Origin of the sequence: Micromonospora sp. NPDC126480, from assembly GCF_040302465.1 — a bacterium.
In the GTDB taxonomy this organism is placed as follows: domain Bacteria; phylum Actinomycetota; class Actinomycetes; order Mycobacteriales; family Micromonosporaceae; genus Micromonospora.
Genome location: NZ_JBEORU010000033.1, coordinates 61,474 through 84,186 on the forward strand (window position 1 = coordinate 61,474; position 22,713 = coordinate 84,186).

Consider the following 22,713-nt stretch of genomic DNA (forward strand, 5'->3'; position numbering starts at 1 on the left):
GAAGTGACAGCGATTACACACTTCCGGTTCAGGTTCCGGTCGCACTCGGCGACCGGCGCCCGGCTCAGCCCTCCGCCGCGCCGACCTCCCAGCTCGGCACCGCCGCCGTGACGTCGGTACGGGCGCCCGTGTACTCCATCAACACCAGGGCGATGTCGTCGTCGAGCCGGCCGTGGACCCACTCGACCAGGGCCGCCTCCAGGGATGCCAACCCGTCGGCCACCGTGCCGTGCCCGAGCAGGCGCCACGCCCGGTCCGCGGTCGGGAAGAACTCGCCGTCCCGGCGCGCCTCGCCCAGCCCGTCGGTGAACAGCAACAGCCGGTCACCGGGCTCCAGCCGCTCGACCCGGGGCCGGACGACCGGCATGAAGCCCAGCGGCGGCGCCGGGGCGGGCGGCTCCAGCGGGATGACCGCGCCGTGACGCAGGAGCAGCGGCGGCGGGTGACCGCAGTTGACGATCGTCAGCGTGCCGCCCCGCTCCTCCACCAGGGCAGCGGTCACGAAGTCCTCATCGCCCACGCTGCGGGCGACCGCCCGGTCCAGGTCGGCGACGACCGCCCGCAGGTCCGCCCGCTCGTACGCCACGTGCCGGTAGGAGCCCAGGACGATGCTGGCCAGCCGGACCGCGTCCAGGCCCTTGCCGCGGACGTCACCGATGATCATGCGTACGCCGTACGGCGTGTCCAGCGCCTCGTACAGGTCGCCGCCGATCTCCGCGGTGGCGGTGGACGAGATGTAGCGGGCGGCGACGGCCAACGAACCCACCTGCGGGCCGAACGGCCGGAGCACCGCCTGCTGGGCGACCGCGGCCAGCTTCGACAGTTCCGCGATCTGCTCGGCCTGCCGCTGCCGTACCGCCGCCGTCGCCGCGGCCAGCGCGGTGCCCAACGCGATGCCGGCGACGGCGACCGCCGTGGAGAGCGAGACGGTCCGCTCGCCCAGCGCGAAGCTCGCCCCGATGACGGTGGCCGCGGCGCCCACCGCCAGCACCACACGCCAGGACCCGAGTGCCGCCGCGAGGAACGGCGCGGCCACCATCAGGGCGATGTAGTTGGCACCCCGGCCGTCCGCCAGTTCCATCGCGGACACGAGTGCGAGCAGAGCGAGGGCCGCGCCGAGGCCGGCGCGGGATCCGGGGCTCAGCGGGCCGCGACCCGACTGAAAGGCGTGCGTGCGTACGAGGGACAGCATGCCTGATGGACGTGAGCCGGTGAATGAACCTGGCCCGACGTCCGAGGTGGATGTGGCCGGGCGGTCCACCCACGGGGCCCGATCGCGGCCCCGCACCGGCTCAGCCCAGCACCTCGTACCGGACCTCGACGTGCCCCGCGCTCAGCGGCGCGATGGCGGCGAAGGCCGCACGCGACAGGTCCAGGCAGCGCCCCTCGATGAAGGGGCCCCGGTCGTTGATCCGCACCGTCACCGACTTGCCGGTGGCCGGGTTGGTGACCCGGACCTTCGTGTTGAACGGCAGCGTCTTGTGGGCGGCGGTCATGGCCGACGGGTCGAAGTACTCACCGTTGGCGGTGAGTTGCCCCTCCGAGTAGAAGGACGCACCGCACGACCCGGCGTCCACCACGGACGGGGCCGCGGTGGTCTTCTTCGTCGCGGTCGGCTTCGGCGCCGCGCTCCGTGGCTTGCTGCGCGACGGCGCCTGGGTCTCACGGGTCACCGTCGTGCTCGTGCTCGGGCTCGGTGCGACGCTGGCGCTCGGCGACGCGGTCGGCGATCCGGGGGTGGTGCTGGTCGGGACGTCGGTGGGGGTCAGATCGACCGCGACGGGCCGCTCGGGCTCGGCACCGGAGGTCAGCTGGACGGCGCCGACGGTACCGCCGACCGCGAGCGCGACACCGAGGGCCGCCGCGGCCGCGATGCCGGTCGGGGAGGAGAACCTACGGGTACGGGAGTGCCTGCCAGCCACCGGCCCGGTCCTTTCGTCATCTGAACAAACCGGGTCGGACCGTAACGAGCGAAGCACTTCCGAAGTCAACGTGATCACGATGATATGACCGGAATTGCGGGGAAACGTGTAGCCGATCATCCGACCCTCGGTGGCCCGGCCGACCCGGGGCCCACGCCGGCACCCGTTGCCAGAGGATGGACGACATGCGCGTTGAGCTGAGCCGACGTCTCGCCGAACTGGTCCAGTGGATCGACCCCGGGCCCGGTGCGACCCACCTCGTCAGCGACGTCTCCGGCTGGTGGCGCGACGCTCCGGTGCTGGCCGGCCTCGGCCCGGCCCTGGTCGAGCCGTTCCGGGCCGCCCGGCCCACGCTGGTCCTCGCCCCGGCCGTCACCGGATACCTGCTCGGGCCGCTCGCCGCGACGGCGCTCGGCGTCGGGTTCGTCGCCGCGCACAAGCCGGGCGACGGCCGGCTGCCACCCGGCGCGCTGACCTGGGCACAGAGCCCACCGGACTTCCGGGGCCGCCGGGTCGACCTCGCCGTACGCGACCGGCACCTCGGGCCGGACGACCGGGTGCTGGTGGTCGACGACTGGGTCGCCACCGGCGCCCAGGTACGCGCTCTCTACGAGATCTGCGCGGCACGCGGAGCCGCCACGGTCGGGGCCGCCGCCGTGGTGGCCGACTGCTCCCCGCAGGTCGCGGACGAACTGCGGATCCGGGCGCTGCTCACCGGGGCCGACCTCGCCCCGTGACCATCGTCCCGGCCCCGAACTCCTCGGCCACCCAGCGACCGGCGGTGGTCACGTCGAAGCCGTCCGGCAGCGCCGGCCGCGGTACCGCCGCACCGGCCCGCCACGGGGGACGGCGCCCGGTAGCCTCGGCAGGATGTGGCCTCGGATCGGTGGACTGCGCACCCTCGACCTCGGTACGCCGGGTGAGCTCCGCGCGAACCTGAACGCCCTCGTACTCGCCGGGGTGAAGCAGGCGACCGCCGGGCTGCTCAGCGAGTACGAGCGGGAAGGCGAGGAGCTGGAGCAGGTCGGTGAGCGGCTGGCTCTCGTCGACGACGACGACGGGCTGGTCGCCGTCGTCGAGGTCACCGGTGTGGAGGTCGTCCGCTTCGCCGACGTCTCGTGGGACTTCGCCCGGTCCGAGGGGGAGGGCGACCGGTCGATCGAGGAGTGGCGGGCCGGTCACCGGGCGTACTGGGCCCGGACGGGCACTCCCGTCGACGACGACACCACCGTCGTCTGCGTCCGGTTCCGCCTCGTCTCCGCCGGCGACGGCGGCCTCACCACCGGCGACCTGGGCACGTAGCGCGCCGGGTCACCGGGTGACGCGCCGCAGCTCGGGCAACAGTCGGGTGGCCACGTCCACCAGGACGGCCTCGTCGCCCGCGTACCAGCTGCTGTGCCGCGGCCAGTGGGTGATCACGTCGGTGAACCCGAGCCCCGCGGCCCGCCCCACCTGCTCCGCGAAGAAGTCGGCGCTGCGCAGCGAGAAGACGGGTGCCGAGTCCAACGACAGGTACCGGTCGAGCGAGGCCGGGTCCCGGCCGGCCGACGCCAGGGTCTTGTCCATCCGGGCGGTCAGGTCGGCCACGCCGCGCCACCAGGCCTCCAGGTCGTCACCCCCGCTACCGGTGGTGACCCAGCCCTGGCCGAAACGGGCCGCCAGCCGCATCGATCGGGGGCCGTTGGCGGCCACCACGAACGGTACGCGCGGGGTCTGTACGCAGCCGGGATTGTTCCGGGCGTCCACGGCGGCGAACCACTCTCCGCTCCACGTGGTCCCGTCCTCGCGCAGCACCAGATCGAGCAGTTCGAGGAACTCGGCGAACCGGTCCACCCGCTGCCGCGGAGGCAGGGTCCCGCCGCCCAGCACGGCGGCGTCGAACCCGATCCCGCCGGCGCCCAGACCCAGCAGGACCCGCCCGCCGGACACGTCGTCGAGGGTGGTCACCTGGCGGGCGAAGACGGCCGGGTGCCGGAAGTTGGGTGAGGCGACCAGGGTGCCGAGCCGGATCCGGCGGGTGACGGACGCCGCGGCGGTCAGCGTGCCCATCGAGTCGAACCACGGCCCGTCCACCAGGTCCCGCCAGCCGAGGTGGTCGTACGTCCAGGCGTGGTCGAAGCCCCACTCCTCGGCCAGCCGCCACCGCCGCCCGGACTCCGACCAGCGCTGGTCCTGAAGGATCACGATGCCGATCCGCATGATCACCACCCTAGCCGCCGCCGGTGCGGCGCCCGGGCGGATACCGGGCCCCGGGTACGGAAAGGGCCCGACCGTTTCCGGCCGGGCCCTTTCGCTGAGGTTGAGCGGTCAGCGCCGGGCGTCGAGGTGCTCGCGCGCCGTCTCGGCGGCCTCGGCCGCCTCCTCGGCGGTGCGCAGGTCGACGGTCTGCGTGCTGGCGGCACGCAGGCCGGCGGCGGTGCGAACCGACGGGTTGACGTCCGTCGGGTTGTTCACCACGGCGGCGCCGAGCGGGCCGCTGATCCAGTAGCCGGCCCGGTTGCGCTGGTGATCGGTCACGACGGCGGCGGAGCCGAAGACCAGCACCTCCCGGGTGGACCCGGCGGACTGGCCCAGCAGCAGCTCGGCGTCGACACCGAGGTCGGCGGCGGTGCCCGGGGTGAGCATCAGCGGGCCGTTGAGCAGGCCCATCAGCGCACCACCGGCCAGGGCGTCCGGCCAGTTGCTGCCGGTCGCGAGACCCACATGGCTCTGGCCGCCGAAGAACGTCCAGGCCGTCAGGAGGGCCGTCTGGTACCGGTCCGGGCCCCAGACCGGGACGGCGTTGTCCTCGTCGTAGCCGGTTGCGGCCTGTGCGGCGAACCGGCCGATACCGAAGATGGTCTGCCCGCCCTCGGGCAGCGAGTCGAGGTAGGTCTTGGTGACCGGCGGTAGCTGAGCCTCGTTGGTGAGCACGACGACCGCGGACGCGGGGCTGCCCGGGGTGTTGTACGAGCCGGCCGCCGCGCCGGCCGCCAGCGCGTCCGGGAAGTTCATGCCGGTGGCCAGCAGCACCAGGTCGGGATCCGGGTTGATCTCCTTGGCGATCGCCACCGAGGTGCCGAAGCGGTCGCTGCCCTGGACGCGCTTCACCGTGAAGCCGAGCGCCTTGACCGCGTTCTCCACGCTGGTGGACAGAGCGCCCGGGCTGCCGAGCAGGTAGACGGTGCCACCCGGGGCGAGCACCCGCTGGATCTCCGCCTTCGTGGTGGCCTCAAGCGAGGTGGGCGGGGTCATCAGCAGCGGACCGCGCTTGGCGGTCGCCAGCGCGGAGCCGGCGAGCGCGTCGGCGAAGGTGTCCGAACGCGACAGCACGACGGACTGGGCCTGCTCCCGGGTGTCCGACCCGTTGCCGACGGTCTTCCAGTGCGACTGGGAGACGGCGGTGGCGGTGGTGTACCGGGTCTGGCCGGCCAGCCGGGCCACCCGGTCCCGCTTCCGCGGCTGGTAGGCCGGCTTGCCGCTGGCGCCCGGCACGTTGATCGGGGCCGCCGCCTGGGAGCCGTTCGCGGCGGCGGTCGCCACCGGGGTGCTGCCCTGGTTGAAGGCGATGGTCTTGCCGTCCGGCGACCAGACCGGGTTGTCCTTCGTGCCGGCGTTGCTGGTGACGACGACCTCGTTCGCGCCGCTGAGGTCGGAGACGACGATCTGACCGGCGCGGACGAAAGCGACCTTCGTGCCGTCTGGCGACAGGGCCGGGTTGGACCCGTTGTCGTCGATCACCGTGATCCGCTGGTCGGCCGGCTTGGCCGGGTCGTAGAGCACGACGCTGGACTGGCCGGTCGGGCTACCCGAACCGTTATCCTCCTGGCGCTGGAACACCACCTTCTGGTCCGGACCGCCGTCCGGGTTGCGGTAGTGCCGGGTGTCAGCGACCGGGGAGAGCTGGCCACCGAAGTCGACCGTCGAGGAACTCGGGGCGATCCGGATCCGCCAGGGCCCGCTGCCCGGCTTCTCGGCCCAGATCAGGCTGGCGCCGTTGCCCCGCCAGGTGGGGCTCTCCCAGGTCGCGGACGGGTCGCGGAAGAGCTGGTAGAAGGCGTCCGCGCCGTCCCAGCGGATGGTGCTGATGCCGCCGTCCGGGTCGATGTAGGCGCCGACGCTGCCGTCCGGCGACCAGGCGACGTCGCGCATCGTCTCGCCGTAGGGGTTGGGGATGGCGCCGCGGCTGGGGTCGTTGAAAACCTGCAGCGAGATGCCGTTGTTGCTGGTGGTCAGCACGTTGCCGGAGCCCGGCAGGCTGGCGCTGGCGGTGGGGGCGCCGGCCACAAGTGCGGTCGAGCCCAGGGCGAGGGCCGACGCGAGCACCGCGTAGCGGCGAACGGAGGTTGGGGGCAAGGGAACTCCCTGCTGATGAGAGGCGCCGTTGGGGTGCACCCGTCTGCCGGCTGATCCGACGCGGGGCGGCGCAGATGGTCAGCACACTAAAAGATCTCTTAAGTCGCCGCCGCCCCGGGCCGGGCTCGTGGGAAATGTCTGGCCGAAAGGATGACCTGCCACCAACGCTTCGCCGCGCGGTGGAGCATCCTGCACCGATCCGAGGCCCTTACGTTGCGTGGCTCGACGCGTACGACTCGGGGCAGCGCGTCGGGGCGGTGGTCCTCTACAGTGAAGCGGCGCCGCCCCCGGCCGATCCGGCCGCCGATGCCGCCGCGGCGCGAATCGTCTTCGAGGAGCTTTCCTTGCCCCGATCCTTCTTGCGGCGTCGCTCGGGAGCGGGCGTCGTCCTGCTCGCCATCGGCGCCACCACCCTCTTCGGCGGCGCCGGCCCAGCGCACGCGACCCACGGCCCCAGCGGGCTGGTCACCGGCAGCGACGGTGGCACGGTGATCCGCGCCGCCGACGACAGCGTGGTGACCTCGTACGACGGCTACGACATCAGCGACGCGGCGTGGTCGCCCGACGGCAGCCGGGCGGTGTTCGTGACCGACCTGGGCGACATCGCGACCATCGGCGCCAACACCGAGTTCGTCTACCCGATCGTCGAGGCCACCGACGGCGTCACCCGTGCCACCCCGGAGTGGGTCGGCGACGGCTCGACAGTCGTCTGGGCCGCGAAGTCCAGCGGCACCCCCTGGCGGATCGAGGAGAGCGTCGCCGCCTACGGCTACGACGCGGTCCGCCGCTCGCCGAACGACGGCAACCACTACTCGGAGCCGGACACCAACGGCAGCAGCCGCCTGGTCGTGCAGAAGCAGGCCTCCGACGCCTCCGGCAACCCGACCGGCACGCCGGAGATCGGCTTTCTCGACGGCAGCACCTACACCCGCATCGTCACGGACGCGGCCAGCCCGTCGGTCTCGGCCGACGGGTCGAAGGTCGCCTTCATCCGCGGCGGCCAGGTCTGGGTGACCGCCACCTCGGCCGGCGCCACGCCGATCCAGGTCACCACGGGTGGCTCGGCCAAGTCGGATCCGGTGCTCAAGGCCGATGGCACCTCGGTCGCCTTCAACCAGGGTTCGTCCGTCGGGGCCGCCGCGACCACCGCCGGCGCGGCCGTGTCCGTCGTGCCCCACGTGCTCGGCGTCCCGGACTTCCAGCCCACCAAGAAGGACCGGGTGGTCCGGCTCGCCGGGACCGACCGGTTCGGCACGGCGAACGCGATCTCCCAGTCGCACTGGGCCAGCCGCAGCAACGCCTCAGACCCGCGGCCCAAGGCCTCCGTCGCGGTCCTGTCCCGTTCGGACACCTTCGCCGACGCGCTCGGCGGGTCCGCCCTGGCCACCGCCAAGACCGGCCCGCTCCTGATGACCCCGACCACCACCCTGCAGCCGTCGGTCGGCACCGAGCTCACCCGGATCCTGAACCCGGGCAGCACCGTCTACCTGTTGGGCAGCGCCGCGGGTGCGCTCTCCACCACCGTCGAGAACCAGGTCCGCGCGCTCGGGTTCACCCCGAAGCGGGTCGCCGGCACCGACCGTTTCGCGACCTCCATCGCGATCGCCAACGAGATCGACCCGACGCCGGGCAAGGTGCTCGCCGCGACCGGTATGAACTTCCCGGACGCGCTCGCGGCCGGCGCCGCGGCCGGCGCACAGAACCTGCCCGGCAAGGGCAGCTCGGCGGTCGTCGTGCTGACCAACGACGACAAGCTGCCGCCCGCCACCAAGAGCTACCTGGACACCGTGTCCAGCAGCGCCGAGATCTACGGCATCGGGCTCTGGGGTGACATCGCCACCCGGTCGTACGGTGGCAAGCCGCTCGCCGGCGCCTCGCGCTACGAGACCGCGATGTACATCGCCTACGAGTTCTTCGGCGGCTCGAACCACCTCGGCGTCGCCACCGGGGCGAACTGGCCGGACGCCCTGGCCGGCGGTGCCCTCATGGGCTCGCTGGACGCTCCGCTGATGCTGACCCCCGGCACCTCGGAGGACCTGCTCTTCGAGCTGGCGATCGTCGCTGACGAGATGTCCGGGTCGGTCCACACGGGCCTGGTGTTCGGTTCGGCACCGGTGGTCAATGCGACGCAGCTGGACATTCTCGGCTACTTCATCAGCGGCCCGAGCGGCTACACCGCAGTCAACAACGCCACGAACGTGTACCGGGCGACGGAAACCGCCGTCGAGGTGGACGCCCGGCGTGCGGCGGCGGACTCGACGGCTGACCACAGCCAGCGGGACGCCGCCACCATCAAGGCCGCCGCCGAGGCGGTCCAGAAGGCCCACGCGGAGCGGTAGGGACGGCACACGTTGACGGGGCCCGGCCGATCGGCCGGGCCCCGTCGCGTTCAGCCGGCATCGATTCCGGACGGCGGACGTCGTACGACGGTCAGCCGGCCAGCTGACAGGAAGCGGAGACGCGACGTGATCTCTCGGGGAAAACTCACGAATCAGGCAGGTCGTCGACGGCCCACCGTCACCGCCATCGCATCGGGCGCCGCCATTCTGATCCTGGCCGTTGTGCTCGGGGTTCCTGCCGCTACCGGTCACCGCTGGAGCAGCCTGTGGTCACCGTCGCCGCCCTCGCCCGCGTCGGCACCGGACACCACGGCGGCATCCGAGCCGGCACCCCCTCCGGCGAAGCTGATGCAGGCATGCGTCAAGCAGACCAAGGGCCAGGCCGGGTACGAGTTCTTCTTGAGCGACGTACCTGCGGACCGGTGGGGTGATCCCGTCCGGGGCACTCTGACGACGTTCAGCGAGGCGTACGTGCTGTGGCTCTTCGACGCCGACTGCCAGGCGTACCCGGCGGTGACGGTGCCACCTCGCACCAGCCGCAGCTTCCGGGCCTACCTGGGACAGGTCTGGTACTACGCCGAGGCTTCGGTGAAGCAACCCACCGGTCCCTGCAACTGCCGCGTCTTCAGCCCCGCCAACGACGGTGTCCGCCAGGAGTTCAGCGACACCGGCTGGCTCACCTACCAAATCGGGTAGGCCGCTGCATGACATCGAAGGCCCCGGCTGGGATTCGCGTCCCGGCCGGGGCCTCGATCGTGGAGCGGGTGACGGGAATCGAACCCGCACTGTCAGCTTGGGAAGCTGATGTTCTGCCATTGAACTACACCCGCAGGCGGCACCACTGTACCTGAGGCGCAGCCCTGCGTGCACCCAGGTACCCCTGGACACGGCCGGGCCCGACACGGCCGGCTCGCACGGCGGGAAGGGCTGGACACCGTCTGCCGAAACATCGATCATGAATCGACCCGTGGCAGAGAAAAGTTTCTTCCGGGCAACATATGGGCGTTTTCAGATCCGTCTATCCGATGTAACGTCTGCCACACGTTTCCAGCCACGGCGCGACACACCCCCTGCCGCGCCGCCAGAAAGAGGTGGGCCCATGGGACTTCGTCCCAACCTGCTGACCCGTCGTTACGCCGGCATCGCGTCGACGTCGTTCGCCCTGCTCCTCGGTGCCGCCACGGTCGGCTTCGCCCCGGCCGCCGCGGCACCGGTCGACACTCACGGGGCCGCGCACGCGGAGAGCGAGGACTGCGAGCCGGTCGACGCGCACGCCAAGTCGAAGGCCCGGCCCGGTGGTGGCGTGGTCAAGCACGACCCGAACCACCTGACGGTCGCCCAGGTGATGGCTCGGGAGAACGAGCTGACCGACCTGGTTCAGGAGCGCGTCAAGCGCAAGGGCATGCGTTCGACGGTGTCCGCGGCCGCCGCCTCGATCACGGTTCCGGTCGTGGTGCACGTGATCCAGCGGGACAGCACCCGGGCCGGCGGCAACATCCCGGACTCGATGATCAACTCGCAGATCACCGTGCTGAACAACTCGTTCAGCGGTGCGACCGGCGGCGCGGCGACGGCCTTCCGGTTCCAGGTGCAGAAGATCAACCGGGTCACCAACCCGAGCTGGTACCCGATCGTCCAGGGTTCGTCGGCAGAGCGGTCGATGAAGACCTCGCTGCGTACGGGCGGCAAGAGCACGCTCAACCTCTACCTGGGCGAACTCAGTGACGACCTGCTCGGCTGGGCGACGTTCCCGACCCGGTCGCTTAACAAGATGGACGGCGTCGTCGTGCTCAGCGAGTCGCTGCCGGGCGGCAACGCGACCAACTACAACCTGGGCGACACGGGCACCCACGAGGTCGGTCACTGGCTGAACCTCTACCACACCTTCCAGGGCGGGTGCACCGGCTCGGGCGACAGCGTCAGCGACACCCCGGCCGAGGCTTCCCCGGCCTTCGAGTGCCCGACCGGGCGGGACACCTGCTCCGCGCCGGGCAAGGACCCGATCACCAACTTCATGGACTACACGTACGACTCCTGCATGTACCAGTTCACCGCGGGCCAGGCCAGCCGCATGCTGACCGCCTGGAACGCGTACCGGGCGGCATAGCTCCGGACGTACCTCATGGCGGTGCCGGCTCCGAGCCTCGGAGCCGGCACCGGCGTTTTCAGGGGGCGGAGCCGGTCAGGCCGCAGCCGGATGGCGCGCGCGCCCGACGGCAGGCGCCTCCGCGGCGCCCGGCGCGGCCGGATCCAGCCAGACCTGTACGGCGGGCCGGCCGCGGCCGGCGCCGGCGTCGTGGCGGGCGAGCATCGCGACGTCGATGGTGAACTCGAAGAGCCGCCAGTCCACGTCGAACGCGGCGCGGTGCAGGCGGGCCAACCGGGTCACCCGGGCGGGATCCGTCACCGGCCGGGCGTGGCCCGCCACGTACGCCTCGTCGTCGCTCTCCTCGGCGGGGAAGGAGTGCAGCGCGTAACGCCCGTCGCGCTCCAGGTCGCGCCGTTTCGGCGACTCGATCACGAAGCAGAAGAGGCCCTCGTCGGTGACCACGGGAGAGACCGGGTGCACGCGGGGCCCGCCGTCGGCGCGGACCGTGGCCAGATAGCCCAGGCCTGGCCCGTACTGCTGGAGGAGATGACGGATCCCGTCGGCGAGTCGGGGCTCGTCGGCGGCGAATTCGGACCAGGAAGCCATGGTGGCATTCTATCGAACAGATGTACGAAGATGCACGCCGACACGGGACCGGAACACGCCTCTCGATATGGTGGTGCGATGCTGCTCTCCGACCGCGACCTGGTCCTCGAGATCAAGGCCGGCACGCTGGCGCTGGAGCCGTTCGACCCCGAGCTGGTCCAGCCGTCCAGCATCGACGTACGGCTCGACAAGCTCTTCCGGGTCTTCAACAACCACCTGTACACGCACATCGACCCGTCCCGCCAGCAGGACGACCTCACCTCGACCGTCGAGGTGCCCGACGGCGAGCCGTTCGTGCTGCACCCCGGCGAGTTCGTGCTCGCGTCGACGCTCGAGGTCATCTCGCTCGGCGAGCAGCTCGCCGGGCGGCTGGAGGGCAAGAGCTCGCTCGGCCGACTGGGGCTCCTCACGCACTCCACCGCCGGCTTCATCGACCCCGGCTTCTCTGGCCACGTCACGTTGGAGCTCTCCAACGTGGCGAACCTGCCGATCACGCTGTGGCCGGGCATGAAGATCGGCCAGCTCTGCATCTTCCGCCTGTCCTCACCGGCCGAGCACCCGTACGGCTCGGCCGTCTACGGATCGCGGTACCAGGGGCAGCGCGGCCCGACGCCGAGCCGCTCCTGGCAGAACTGGCGCACCTGGCCGACCCGCTGACGTGCCGGCCGGCGACCGCCGGCCGGCGCCGCCACCAGCGCGACGAGGGCACACGCGAAGCGGGCCCCGGGACGTGTCGTCCCGGGGCCCGCTGTCCGCTGTGGCCGGATCAGCCGGGCCGTCGGAAGCCGGCGACCGGCATGTTGTTGATGCTGGCGACGGTCACGTCCTTACCGGTCCGTGGCGCGTGCACCATCTTGTCGTTGCCGATGTACAGGCCGACGTGGCTCAGGTCGCTACGGAAGAAGACCAGGTCACCGGGGCGGGCGTCGGCCCGCGCGATGGCCTTGCCCTCGTTCCACTGATTGCCCGTGTGGTGGGTCAGGTAGATACCGGCCGCCTTGTACGCGTACTGGGTCAGGCCGGAGCAGTCGAACGAGTTCGGCCCGTCGGCACCCCAGACGTACGGATCACCGATCTGCTCGCAGGCGGTCCGGATGGCGATCCGGGCGGCCTCGCTGACCACGCCGTTGATGGTCGGGCACTTCTCCGTCTTCACCGTGGTCTTCGGCAGCGACTTCTCGAGGCGCTTGATCTCGGCGTCGATCTGCTTCTTCTTCGCCGCCAGCTCCTGCTCCTGCTTGACCTGGTTGGCGATGAGCGTGTCGAGAGCGGCCTTCTGGTCGTCGTACTTCTTGCGGACCGCCAGCACGCCCTCGAGCTGCTTGCGCTCCGCGGCGGCCAGCCGGTCCAGCAGGGTGAGCTGCTCGCCGAGCGCGCTCGGGTCGGCGTTGACCAGCAGCGCGCCGATCTCCTGCGACGGCCCGGTGATGTAGTACCGGGAAGCCAGGTCACCGACCCGGTTCATCGCGATCTCGCTCTCCAGAGCGAGCGGCGTGATCTTCTTCTGGATCTCGGCCGACTTCTTGCGGTTGGTCTTCAGCTGCGCCCGGACCTTGTTGTACTGCTCGATCGTGGGCTCAAGCTGGCTCCACTGCTTGTCGATCGCGGCCTCGATCTCGTCCACGGACGGCTCGGCGTACGCGGGCGCCGCCAGTGCGCCGGCACCTACCGCGACGGCGGCGACCAGGGTGAGCAGACGGTGGACGACTCGGCGCAGGCCGCCCGGACGGGGGGACCGTCCCGGGGCGTGGCGATGAAGGGGCATGGTTGCCACCGGCACCGACTCCTTTTGCAACCCGGCCGTCGGGCGCCTCGCGACGGGGAAGTGGGCGAGACAGACGAGCCACAGCGGCCGACGCCCAACATTAGGGAAGGACCGTTACGGAATCAAGGCGACAATCGTCCCCGTCACTGCTGCGCAACCCCCTCGGCACGATGCGTGAGGGCGCATTTGCAGAATGGCATCGGTCGATACGGAGCTTGGTGGTCGCGGTTACTGTCGGGACATGGTCCACCACACGCTCGCCCACGATCTGGTCCTGCTCAGCTACGACGACGAGGGTGTGGACCGGCTCGGCCGGCCGGCGCTCGACCACGGGCTCGCCGGTGCCCTCCTGGTGGAGCTGGCCCTCGCCGGCCGCGTGACGGTCACCGACGATCGGCTGGTGGTGACCGACGCCACCCCGGTCGGGCAACGCCAGCTCGACGAGGCGCTGCAGCGGATCAACGCCGAGCCGAAGCGGCGCCGGCCCAAGGAGTGGGTCACCCGGCTCGCCCGGGACCTCCCCGAGCAGATCCTGGACGGGCTGGTGACCGCCGGGGTGCTGCGCCGCGAGTCGGACAAGGTGCTCTGGGTCTTTCCGCGTACCCGGTATCCGTCCTCGACCGGCGCGGAGCCGACGGTGGAGGCGGAGGCCCGGCAGCGGATGCTGGCGGCGGTCGCCGCCGACAGTCCCGTGGACCCGCGCACCGCCGCCCTGCTCGGCCTGGTCAAGGCCGTGGGGCTGCACCGCGGGCTGTTCCGCGACCTGCCGAAGGATCGCGTGAAGCGCCGGCTCGCGGAGATCGGCGCGGGCGACTGGGCTTCGGCGGCGACCCGGAAGGCGATCGAGGAGACCCAGGCCGCAGTCCTGGTGGCGACGACGACCGCGGCCACCGTCATGGTCACCACCACCTCCTGACGCCGACGGCGGCGGCACCGTCGGGTGCCGCCGCCGTCGGTTCGGCGGTACGCGTCAGCCCGCTACCGCCGGCTCGCTCTCCTTGTCGCCGGTCGCCTGCTCCGGCTTCACCGAGCGGAGCAGCACGCTGGCCACGTCGACGACCTCGACCTGCTCGCCGGCGCCCTTGCCGTTCACGCCGTCGTTCAGCATCGTCGAGCAGAACGGGCAGCCGACGGCGACCGTCTTCGCGCCGGTGGACATGGCCTCCTCGACCCGGTCCACGTTGATCCGCTTGCCGATCTTCTCCTCCATCCACATGCGGGCGCCGCCGGCGCCGCAGCAGAAGGAGCGCTCGCTGTTCCGCGGCATCTCGGTCAGCTCGCCCTCGATCGCGGTGCCGAGCACCTCACGCGGCGGGGCGAACACCCGGTTGTGCCGGCCCAGGTAGCACGGGTCGTGGTAGGTGACGCCGCCGTCGACCGGCTGCACCGGGGTGAGCTTGCCGGTGCTGACCAGGTGGGCCAGCAGCTGGGTGTGGTGCACGACCTCGAACTCGCCGCCGAGCTGGCCGTACTCGTTGCCGAGGGTGTTGAAGCAGTGCGGACAGGTCGCGACGATCTTCCGCTTGCTCTTCTCCCGACCGTCGAACGCCTCGTTCAAGGTCTCGACGTTCTGCTGGGCGAGCATCTGGAAGACGAACTCGTTGCCGATCCGGCGGGCGGGGTCGCCCGAGCAGGTCTCGCCCTCACCGAGGATGGCGAAGGAGACGCCGGCCTCGTGGAGCAGCGTGGCGACGGCACGGGTGGTCTTCTTGGCCCGGTCCTCGAACGCGCCGGCACAGCCGACCCAGAACAGGTACTCGAAGTCGTCGACCTCGCCGACCCGCGGCACCTCGAAGCCGAGGCCCTTGGTCCAGTCCTCCCGGGTGTTCTGCGGCGCGCCCCACGGGTTGCCCTTGTTCTCCAGGTTGCGCAGCATCACGCCGGCCTCCGAGGGGAAGCTGGACTCGATGAGCACCTGGTAGCGGCGCATGTCGACGATGTGGTCGACGTGCTCGATGTCCACCGGGCACTGCTCGACACAGGCGCCGCAGGTCGTGCAGGACCAGAGGACGTCCGGGTCGATGACGCCGTTCTCCTCGGCGGTGCCGATCAGCGGCTTCTCCGCCTCGGCGAGCGCCAGCACGTCGACGTGGGCGAGCTGCGCCGCGGTGGCCTTCTCTTCGCCGGTCAGGTCCTTGCCACCCCCGGCCAGCAGGTAGGGGGCCTTGGCGTACGCGTGGTCCCGCAGGCTGAGCACCAGCAGCTTCGGCGACAGCGGCTTGCCCGTGTTCCACGCCGGGCACTGCGACTGGCAGCGGCCGCACTCGGTGCAGGTGCTGAAGTCGAGCAGGCCCTTCCAGGTGAACTGCTCGACCTGGGCGACGCCGAACTGGTCCTTCTCCGGGTCCGCCTCCTCGAAGTCGAGCGGCTCACCGTTGCTGGTCATCGGCTTGAGCGCGCCGAGGCCGGAGCCCTTCCGGCCGGGGTCGCGCTTGAAGAAGATGTTGGGGAAGGCCAGGAAGCGGTGCCAGGCCACGCCCATGGTGACGTTCAGCGAGATCACGATGAGCCAGGTCATCGAGATCACGATCTTGATGACGGCGGCGACGCTGACGCCGGCCTCCCAGTTCGGCAGCAGGCCGCCGACCGCGTGGCTGAGCGGGGCGGCCCAGACCGGGTACTCGAAGTGGTCGGTGGCGACCTTGAAGCCCCGGATCATGAAGCCCATGATCAGGACACCGAGGATGACCGCCTCGACGAAGTAGCCCTGCCACATGGTGGAGCCGGTGAACCGCGACCTGCCCCCGGGCCGCGTCGGGCGGTTGCGCAGCCGGATGGTGATCAACACCAGGATGCTGACGATGCCGAGGATGCCGAGCCACTCGGTGACCAGGCCGTAGAGGGCCCAGCCACCGATCAGCGGCAGCCCACCGGTCGGGGAGACGACCTCGAAGTACGCCTCCAGCACCAGCAGCGACAGCACGATGAAGCCGACCATCACGAACCAGTGCGCGGCACCCACCAGGCTCCAGCGGAGCATCCGGGTGTGCCCGGCGGTCTCGGCCAGCATGGTCTTGGTCCGGGTGGCCCAGTCACCGGCACGCGACGGGTCCGGCTGCCCCAGCCGGATCACCGCCACCATCTTCATGACCGCCCGTACGGCGAGCCACACCGCCACGGCGGTGATGGCGGCCGCGACGATCGTGGTGACGATCTGCACGCTGCCCATCGAGTCGGCCCTCCCCGGTCTGCTGATGCGTCGAGCGGCTCGGCGACCGGCGCCGGGTCAGGGCGCGGTCGGCGAGCCGCCGCTGCCGCACCCTCGACCGGACCGGTCGATGACCTCGCTCCGCTCGGTCATGCAGTGCAGCCTACGCGCAATGTTACCCAGCGGTAACGTGAATCGCGTCGCACTCGGCCGCGCCGCCCTGCGCACACCATAGGGGGCCCCGCCCGGAACCGCCGGGCAGGGGGCGCGCCGAGTGACGTGATCGCCCGGGCAGCGGGCCCGGACGGGAGTGCCGAGCGAGGCGTCAGCGCCAGCGCGAGAGCAGGATCAGCGAGGCGACCATGGCCCCGAAGCCCACCGCGAGGTTCCAGTAGCCCCAGGTGGCGACCGGGTACTCCTGCTCGGAGAGGTAGTAGACCACCAGCCAGCCGATGCCGGCGACGATCAACGCGACCGCCGTGATGGGCAGCCAGATCGGGCTAGGCTTGCGCGTCGCCGCCGTCGCCGTCGGACGTACGTCCGTCGGCGGGGTGTACACCTTCTTCTTGCGGACCTGAGACTTGGGCACGACGCTCTCCAGAGGGGGTGACGACCTCGTCCGGCCTGACAACCGGGCGCGAGGGCGACGGTCCTTGGCCAATAATGTTCGACAGCTAGCGTAGTCCCGAAGACCCGTCCAGGCCACGAAAGGGTCTTCTCCGGTGCCCGGAAGTGGTCACCGCCAGCGGGACCGGCTGCCACGACGAGGGGGAGGAACGCCCCGTGGAGTACACATCCGGCGCGGCCTCCTGGCAGAAGGCGCTCCGGCGGGCCGTCGCCGCTCTCGTGCGGCGCCCGCGGCAGCGGCGCCCCGGGTGGTCGATCGGCGTACCGCTGATCGCCGCCGCGGCCGGGCTGCTGTTCACCACCACCGCCACCACCGCCGGTGGCACCACCCTGCGCGAGGACCGGCGCCCCCAGCTCAACCAGCTGATCGAGGACCGCCGGGACGCGGTGGCGGCGAGCGAGCAGCGGGCGGCGGCGCTCCGCGAGGAGGTCGAGGGCCGGACCGCCACCCTGGCCGAGTCCGACGAGCCGATCCGGGAGCAGCAGGACCGGGCGGCGGCCAGCCGCGAGGCGGCCGGCTTCACCGAACTCGCCGGGCCCGGCGTGGTCGTGGAACTCAACGACGCCCCGCCGCGTCGCGAGGACAGCCAGCTTCCCGACGGGGTCACCAACGACGACCTGGTGGTCCACCAGGGCGACGTCCAGGCGGTGGTGAACGCGCTGTGGGCCGGCGGCGCGGAGGCCATGGCAATCATGAATGTCCGCGTGCTCGCGACCAGCGCGGTACGCTGCGTAGGTAACACCCTGCTGCTGCACGGCCGGGTGTACTCCCCTCCGTTCAGGATCGAAGCGATCGGCGATCCCGTCGCCCTCCAGCGGGCGCTCGCCGAGTCTGAGGGAGTCCGGTTGTTCAGGGATCTGGTCGACACCTACAAGCTGGGCTACAAGGAGACCGTCACCACCGTCGAGGTGCCGGCGTTCGACGGCTCGACCACACTGCGTTCGGCGACGGTGCCCCGGTGACCAGGGCACCGGACGACTGGCGGGACAGCCGGGACGGCCGGCACCGGGATCGGAGCGACGACCCGACGGCGTTCCTGCCGAAGGTCGACCGGCCGCGTCCGGAGCCGTCGCTCGACGCGGACCAGCATCCGGTCCGTCCGGGACCATCCAACCAGCCACCCCAGCCGTCCGGCCCGCCGCCGTACCCGACGAACCAGCCGACGGGCCGCTGGCCGGAGCAGGTGCAGCCGCCGCGTCCGCCCGCACCCCAGGCCGACCGCCGGCCGCCCGCACCGGCCTCGCCCGGCGCACACCCGCTCGGCGCACACCCGCTCGGCGCACACCCGCCCGGCGCACACCCGCCCGGCGCACACCCGCTCGGCGCTCGGCCGGCCGATGACCGGACCGGCACCCCCGCGACAGGCGCTCCACGCGACCCGCGCCTGGACCTACCGCCACACCACCGTTGGGCCGGCCTGCCGAACGACACGGGCCCGCAGGGGGACGACGCGGGCCCGCAGACCCCGCCACCGGCACCGCACCGCGTGCCGCAGGGCGCCGACGCCCCGACCGCCTTCATCCGGCCGGTGAGCCGCGGCACCACCCCGGAGGCCGGTGCGACACCCGGACCCGCCCCACGCGCCGGCGCTCCGTCCGCGCCGCCCGCGCCCGGCTCGCGCACCGGCGCTCCGTCCGCGACACCCGCGCCCGGCTCGCGCACCGGCGCTCCGCCGGCCCCACCCGGTCCCGGCCCGCGCACCGGGGCCGCACCCGGTCCGGTACGGCCAGGTCAGGGCGCACCGGTGTCACCGGCCCGCCCGCCCCTGCCGGTCGACCCGGCGGCCACCGCGCTCATCCCGCCGGTGTCCAGCCGTACGCCGCCCGCTCCGCCGCTCGACTCCACCGCCCTGATGGGCGCCGTGCCGCGGCCGCCCCGCAGCGAGCAGCCCGTGGACGAGCCGGCCGCCCCCGAGCCCCCACAGCCGCGCCGCGGCGAGCGGGTGGTCAAGCTGCGCCCGGAACAGACCGGCGACGGCTACCGGAGCGTCTACTCGGAGCTGACCCGGCCGACCCTCTGGTCCCGCCTGCGCACCGGTGTCCGGGTCGCCGGCGAGCTGCTCATCACGTTCGGCCTGGTGGTGCTCCTCTTCGCCGGGTACGAGGTGTGGGGCAAGTCGGCGATCGTCGACGCCCACCAGGACGACCTCAGCCATCAGCTCGCCCAGGCGTGGGGGCCCACCGGGGACCCGACCGTCGCACCCTCCGCCGCGCCGTCCGCCTCGGCGAAACCGCCGGCGGCGGCGCAGGGCAAGCCCATCGCCGGCCTCTACATCCCCAAGCTCGACAAGAAGTGGGTCGTCGTCGAGGGGGTCTCCCAGAAGGACATCCGGTACGCCCCGGGCCACTACCCGTCGAGCGCGATGCCCGGCCAGGTCGGCAACTTCTCCGTCGCCGGGCACCGCAACCGGGCCACGTTCTGGCGGCTGGACGAGCTGGACGAGGGTGACGTCATCGTCGCCGAGGACCGGAACAACTGGTACGTCTACCGCGTCACCCGCAACCACATCGTCAAGCCGTCGCAGGTCGAGGTGGTGGCCCCGGTGCCCGGCCGGCCCGGCACCCGACCGACCACCGCGATGCTCACCCTCACCACGTGCAACCCGAAGTTCGACAACTACGAGCGCTTGATCATCCACGCGGAGCTGGCCCGTAAGCAGGCCAAGTCGGCGGGTCGCCCGGCGGAACTGGGGAACTGAGGACGATGTACGCCTGGATCTGGCGGAAGCTGCCGTTCGGTCTGCCCGGCAAGCTCACCGGCAGCGTGCTGCTGGCGACGGCCATGGTCGCGCTCCTGTGGTACGTGGTCTTCCCCTGGGCCGAGCCGCTGCTCCCCTTCGACGACGTGCAGGTCACGCAGGATTCGGGGGTACCCGGGGAGCCGCTGCCCGGTGACGGGGAGGCCCCCGGCGGCGACGAGCACGACCTGCCGTACGACACGGAAGAGAACAACACCCCGCCGTCCCCCTCATCGGAAGAGTGACCCGTGCGCGTCCTGGTCATCGACAACTACGACTCGTTCGTCTTCAACCTGGTGCAGTACCTGGGCCAGCTCGGGGCGGACTGCGAGGTACGCCGCAACGACGAGATCAGCATCGCGGAGGTCGGCAGGGCCGGCGCGGACGGCGTCCTGCTCTCCCCCGGGCCGGGCAGCCCGGACCGCGCCGGAATCTGCCTGGAGGTCATCAAGGAGTACGCCGGCACGCTGCCCCTGTTCGGCGTCTGCCTCGGCCATCAGGCGATCGGTGAGGCGTTCGGCGCCACCGTCGCCCGGGCTCCGGAGCTGCTGCACGGCAAGACCTCCGAGGTGCGGCACCACGACAACGGTGTGCTGGCCGGCCTGCCGGACCCGTTCACGGCGACCCGCTACCACTCGCTCGCCGTCGTGCCGGAGACGCTGCCCGACGAGCTGGAGGTGACCGGCTGGACCGGCTCCGGCGTGGTGATGGCGATGCGGCACCGGACCCTGCCGATCGAGGGCGTCCAGTTCCACCCCGAGTCGGTGCTCACCGAGGGCGGCCACCTCATGCTGGCGAACTGGCTCGCGTCCTGCGGCTACCCGGAGGCGCTGGAGCGGGCCCCCGCTCTGGCCGCCGAGGTGGACGCCCGCCGCCGGGCGGCCTTCGCCGCCTCCTGAACCGGTCAGCCCGCCGGAGGGGTTACGCGTCAGTCCGCCGGGAGACGAGCCGGGGGTGTGGTGGGCAGGGGGAGGCCACCGCCGCCGCCCCCCGGCGGCGTGGTCGGTGGGGTGGTCGGCGGGGTGGTCGGATCCGTCGTCGGTTCCTGGGTCGGCTCCTCCTGCGGCACCGTGACGACGATGGTCACCGTCTTGTCCTGGGCGAGATCGCTGCCACCCTTGGGGTTCTGCTCGACGACCCGCCCGGCCTCGTCCGGCGGCACCGCGTCCCCGCGCCGGACCTGGACCTTGAAGCCGGCGTCCTTCAGCTCGTCCTCAGCGTCCTCGCGCGTCTCGCCGATGACGTCCGGCACCTTCCGGACATTGCCCCTCGACACCTCGACGGTGACCTCGGTGCCCTCGGCGACGGCGCTGCCCGAGGCCGGCGTGACCTTGACGACCTGGCCTTCGCGTTCCGCGCTGTCCACCTCCTTACGGACGGGCACAAGTTTCAACTCCTTGAGCCGCTCCTCAGCGCTCTCGTAGGTGCTGCCGACGAGGCCGGCCGGGATGGTGACCTCCTGCGGACCGCCGCAGATCTGGACGGTCACGGCCTGGGTCGGTTCGAGACGCGCATTCGGGCCGGGGCTCTGGTTCGCCACCCGGCCCTCCTGGCAGGTGTCGTTGAAGACCTCATCCCCCAGTCGCGGCGTCAGGTTGGCCCCTTGGATCTCCGCGAACGCCTCTTCCCGGGTCATGCCGACCACCTGCGGCACCGTGATCTGGTCCGGCCGCTGGTTCATGAGCAGGGCGGCGACCAGGGCGATCACCGCGAGCACGCCGAGCGCGGCGAAGGTGGCGATCAGCCAGGACGACGCCTTGCGCCGGCGTGGGTCGCCGACCCGGGCCGGGATCTGCTGGGTCCGGGGGCCGCCCGGCACGGCGGCCGGGTAGCCGGCGCCGGACGGCGCGAGCTGGGTGGTTTCGTCCTCCCGCAGGACCGGCGTCGCCATGACCGGGCGGCCGGCGGCGGCGCGCAGCAGGTCGGCGCGCATCTCGCCGGCGCTCTGGTAGCGGTTGAGCGGGTTCTTCGACAGTGCCTTGAGCACGATCGCGTCGATGGCCGGGCTGACCTCCGGGTTGAGGTCGCTGGGCGTCGGCGGCGTCTCCCGGACGTGCTGGTACGCGACGCTGACCGGGCTGTCCCCGACGAACGGCGGGTGCCCGCAGAGCAACTCGAACAGCACGCAGCCGGCGGCGTAGACGTCGGAGCGGGCGTCGACGGCCTCGCCCCGGGCCTGCTCGGGCGACAGGTACTGCGCGGTGCCGATCACGGCGCTGGTCTGCGTCATCGTGGTCGCGCCGCTGGCCAGGGCACGGGCGATGCCGAAGTCCATGACCTTGACCTGGCCGGTCTGGGTGAGCATCACGTTGCCGGGCTTGATGTCCCGGTGGATGATGCCGTGCCGGTGGCTGAACTCAAGCGCCGCGCACATGTCGGCGCAGATCTCCAGCGCCCGTCGCGGCTGGAGCCGCCCCTCGGCGCCCAGCACCTCTTTGAGGGTACGCCCGTTGACGAACTCCATGACGATGAACGGCAGCGTCTCGCCGGTCGGCGCGTGCTCCTCGCCGGTGTCGTACACGGCGACGATGGCGGGGTGGTTGAGGGACGCGGCGTTCTGCGCCTCCCGGCGGAACCGCATCTGGAAGGTGGCGTCCCGGGCCAGGTCGGTGCGGAGCATCTTGATCGCGACGTCCCGGCCGAGCCGCAGGTCGCGACCGCGGTGCACCTCGGCCATGCCGCCGTAGCCGAGGAGCTCGCCGACCTGGTACCTGCCTCCGAGCAGGCGGGCCTGCGCTGTCATCGCGTCTGTCGTCCTTCGCTCGTCGTCGTCTCGTCGCCGCCCGGCCGGGGCAGTTGCTGTCGACGGTACGACGTTCCGGCAGGATCGTCGCGTCCGTCCAGCCGGAGCGCGCTGGACGTCACCGTCCGCGGCGCCGGCGGGCCGGAGATCCCGGCCTGTGTCGACTCCCGCAGGGAGTAGGAAATCACGCCGGAGCAGACCAGGACCAGTACGGCAAGGAGGATGAGGAGGAACACCCTCCCGGGCCGGGACCGGCTCGGTGGCGGCGGCGGAGAAACGGACGTCGGGGCGTACGCCGGGCGAGCCGGCGCCGACGGCACGGGCGCCGCGCCGTGGGGCCACCCGGACTGCGCGGCCGGCGGGCGGGGCGCCGAGGTGGCCGCCACCACCGGCGGGCGGGG

At 72.0% G+C, this 22,713-nt stretch carries 20 protein-coding genes, 1 tRNA gene and 1 pseudogene; 11 read left to right on the forward strand and 11 right to left on the reverse strand.

Going from position 1 to position 22,713, the window contains the following annotated elements; all coding sequences use genetic code 11:
• Window positions 1-64 precede the first annotated feature (64 nt).
• Window positions 65-1,192, reverse strand: a complete 1,128-nt coding sequence (locus ABTW87_RS25505) for a PP2C family protein-serine/threonine phosphatase (RefSeq protein WP_350653490.1) — start codon at window positions 1,190-1,192, stop codon at window positions 65-67.
• 100 nt (window positions 1,193-1,292) lie between these two features.
• Complete coding sequence (locus tag ABTW87_RS25510; protein WP_350653491.1) at window positions 1,293-1,922, reverse strand: septal ring lytic transglycosylase RlpA family protein; 630 nt, start codon at window positions 1,920-1,922, stop codon at window positions 1,293-1,295.
• Between the two features lie 185 nt (window positions 1,923-2,107).
• Between ABTW87_RS25510 and ABTW87_RS25515 the strand changes: the two genes are divergently transcribed.
• Together ABTW87_RS25515 and ABTW87_RS25520 are read left to right on the forward strand one after the other, a co-directional pair.
• Window positions 2,108-2,659 carry a phosphoribosyltransferase family protein gene (locus ABTW87_RS25515; RefSeq protein WP_350653492.1) on the forward strand — a complete coding sequence of 184 codons (552 nt, stop codon included), beginning with the start codon at window positions 2,108-2,110 and terminating at the stop codon, window positions 2,657-2,659.
• 133 nt (window positions 2,660-2,792) lie between these two features.
• Complete coding sequence (locus ABTW87_RS25520) at window positions 2,793-3,224, forward strand: ASCH domain-containing protein (RefSeq protein WP_350653493.1); 432 nt, start codon at window positions 2,793-2,795, stop codon at window positions 3,222-3,224.
• Window positions 3,225-3,233: 9 nt separating this feature from the next.
• Here the strand turns inward: ABTW87_RS25520 and ABTW87_RS25525 are convergent, their stop codons facing one another.
• Window positions 3,234-4,127, reverse strand: coding sequence for an LLM class flavin-dependent oxidoreductase (locus ABTW87_RS25525; RefSeq protein WP_350653494.1), 894 nt, complete (start codon window positions 4,125-4,127; stop codon window positions 3,234-3,236).
• Between the two features lie 102 nt (window positions 4,128-4,229).
• The gene (locus tag ABTW87_RS25530) at window positions 4,230-6,257 is read right to left on the reverse strand and encodes a cell wall-binding repeat-containing protein (protein WP_350653495.1); all 2,028 of its coding nucleotides are present in this window, start codon (window positions 6,255-6,257) and stop codon (window positions 4,230-4,232) included.
• Between the two features lie 344 nt (window positions 6,258-6,601).
• Here ABTW87_RS25530 and ABTW87_RS25535 point away from each other — a divergent pair, with 344 nt between their 5' ends.
• Together ABTW87_RS25535 and ABTW87_RS25540 are read left to right on the forward strand one after the other, a co-directional pair.
• Entirely contained in the window at window positions 6,602-8,596 is a 1,995-nt protein-coding gene (locus ABTW87_RS25535) for a cell wall-binding repeat-containing protein (RefSeq protein ID WP_350653496.1), read from the forward strand.
• A 348-nt stretch (window positions 8,597-8,944) separates the two neighbouring features.
• The gene (locus ABTW87_RS25540; protein WP_350653497.1) at window positions 8,945-9,292 is read left to right on the forward strand and encodes a hypothetical protein; all 348 of its coding nucleotides are present in this window, start codon (window positions 8,945-8,947) and stop codon (window positions 9,290-9,292) included.
• A 60-nt stretch (window positions 9,293-9,352) separates the two neighbouring features.
• On the opposite strand, the gene ABTW87_RS25545 is transcribed toward ABTW87_RS25540, so the two are convergent.
• Window positions 9,353-9,426: transfer RNA gene (locus tag ABTW87_RS25545), tRNA-Gly, on the reverse strand.
• 269 nt (window positions 9,427-9,695) lie between these two features.
• Between ABTW87_RS25545 and ABTW87_RS25550 the strand changes: the two genes are divergently transcribed.
• A complete protein-coding gene (locus tag ABTW87_RS25550; RefSeq protein WP_350653498.1) occupies window positions 9,696-10,703 on the forward strand; it encodes a zinc metalloprotease in 1,008 nt (335 codons plus the stop codon).
• Window positions 10,704-10,778: 75 nt separating this feature from the next.
• Here ABTW87_RS25550 and ABTW87_RS25555 read toward each other — a convergent pair whose 3' ends face one another.
• The gene (locus ABTW87_RS25555; protein WP_350653499.1) at window positions 10,779-11,291 is read right to left on the reverse strand and encodes a pyridoxamine 5'-phosphate oxidase family protein; all 513 of its coding nucleotides are present in this window, start codon (window positions 11,289-11,291) and stop codon (window positions 10,779-10,781) included.
• Window positions 11,292-11,369: 78 nt separating this feature from the next.
• Here ABTW87_RS25555 and dcd point away from each other — a divergent pair, with 78 nt between their 5' ends.
• On the forward strand, window positions 11,370-11,948 hold the full coding sequence (gene dcd / locus ABTW87_RS25560; protein WP_350653500.1) for a dCTP deaminase: 579 nt from the start codon (window positions 11,370-11,372) through the stop codon (window positions 11,946-11,948).
• A gap of 109 nt (window positions 11,949-12,057) precedes the next feature.
• Here the strand turns inward: dcd and ABTW87_RS25565 are convergent, their stop codons facing one another.
• Entirely contained in the window at window positions 12,058-13,071 is a 1,014-nt protein-coding gene (locus tag ABTW87_RS25565) for a C40 family peptidase (RefSeq protein ID WP_502891641.1), read from the reverse strand.
• A 226-nt stretch (window positions 13,072-13,297) separates the two neighbouring features.
• On the opposite strand from ABTW87_RS25565, the gene ABTW87_RS25570 reads away from it, so the two are divergent.
• Window positions 13,298-13,972, forward strand: coding sequence for a GOLPH3/VPS74 family protein (locus ABTW87_RS25570; protein WP_350653501.1), 675 nt, complete (start codon window positions 13,298-13,300; stop codon window positions 13,970-13,972).
• 54 nt (window positions 13,973-14,026) lie between these two features.
• Here ABTW87_RS25570 and ABTW87_RS25575 read toward each other — a convergent pair whose 3' ends face one another.
• The gene (locus tag ABTW87_RS25575; protein ID WP_350653502.1) at window positions 14,027-16,225 is read right to left on the reverse strand and encodes a (Fe-S)-binding protein; all 2,199 of its coding nucleotides are present in this window, start codon (window positions 16,223-16,225) and stop codon (window positions 14,027-14,029) included.
• 304 nt (window positions 16,226-16,529) lie between these two features.
• The gene (locus ABTW87_RS25580) at window positions 16,530-16,793 is read right to left on the reverse strand and encodes a cell division protein CrgA (protein WP_350653503.1); all 264 of its coding nucleotides are present in this window, start codon (window positions 16,791-16,793) and stop codon (window positions 16,530-16,532) included.
• A 194-nt stretch (window positions 16,794-16,987) separates the two neighbouring features.
• Here ABTW87_RS25580 and ABTW87_RS25585 point away from each other — a divergent pair, with 194 nt between their 5' ends.
• Genes ABTW87_RS25585 through ABTW87_RS25600 form a run of 4 tightly spaced genes read left to right on the forward strand, consistent with a single transcriptional unit; the run spans window position 16,988 to window position 20,468 of the window.
• Window positions 16,988-17,794, forward strand: a complete 807-nt coding sequence (locus ABTW87_RS25585; protein WP_350653504.1) for a DUF881 domain-containing protein — start codon at window positions 16,988-16,990, stop codon at window positions 17,792-17,794.
• The gene (locus ABTW87_RS25590) at window positions 17,791-19,530 is read left to right on the forward strand and encodes a class E sortase (RefSeq protein ID WP_350653505.1); all 1,740 of its coding nucleotides are present in this window, start codon (window positions 17,791-17,793) and stop codon (window positions 19,528-19,530) included. The genes ABTW87_RS25585 and ABTW87_RS25590 overlap by 4 nt, the downstream gene beginning before the upstream one ends.
• A gap of 5 nt (window positions 19,531-19,535) precedes the next feature.
• A complete protein-coding gene (locus ABTW87_RS25595) occupies window positions 19,536-19,814 on the forward strand; it encodes a hypothetical protein (protein ID WP_350653506.1) in 279 nt (92 codons plus the stop codon).
• A gap of 3 nt (window positions 19,815-19,817) precedes the next feature.
• The gene (locus ABTW87_RS25600) at window positions 19,818-20,468 is read left to right on the forward strand and encodes an aminodeoxychorismate/anthranilate synthase component II (RefSeq protein ID WP_350653507.1); all 651 of its coding nucleotides are present in this window, start codon (window positions 19,818-19,820) and stop codon (window positions 20,466-20,468) included.
• Window positions 20,469-20,497: 29 nt separating this feature from the next.
• Here ABTW87_RS25600 and pknB read toward each other — a convergent pair whose 3' ends face one another.
• Window positions 20,498-22,312, reverse strand: coding sequence for a Stk1 family PASTA domain-containing Ser/Thr kinase (pknB, locus tag ABTW87_RS25605; protein ID WP_350653508.1), 1,815 nt, complete (start codon window positions 22,310-22,312; stop codon window positions 20,498-20,500).
• Window positions 22,309-22,713: pseudogene (locus ABTW87_RS25610) on the reverse strand (serine/threonine protein kinase); the annotation flags it as partial. The pseudogene ABTW87_RS25610 and the gene pknB, both read right to left, overlap by 4 nt.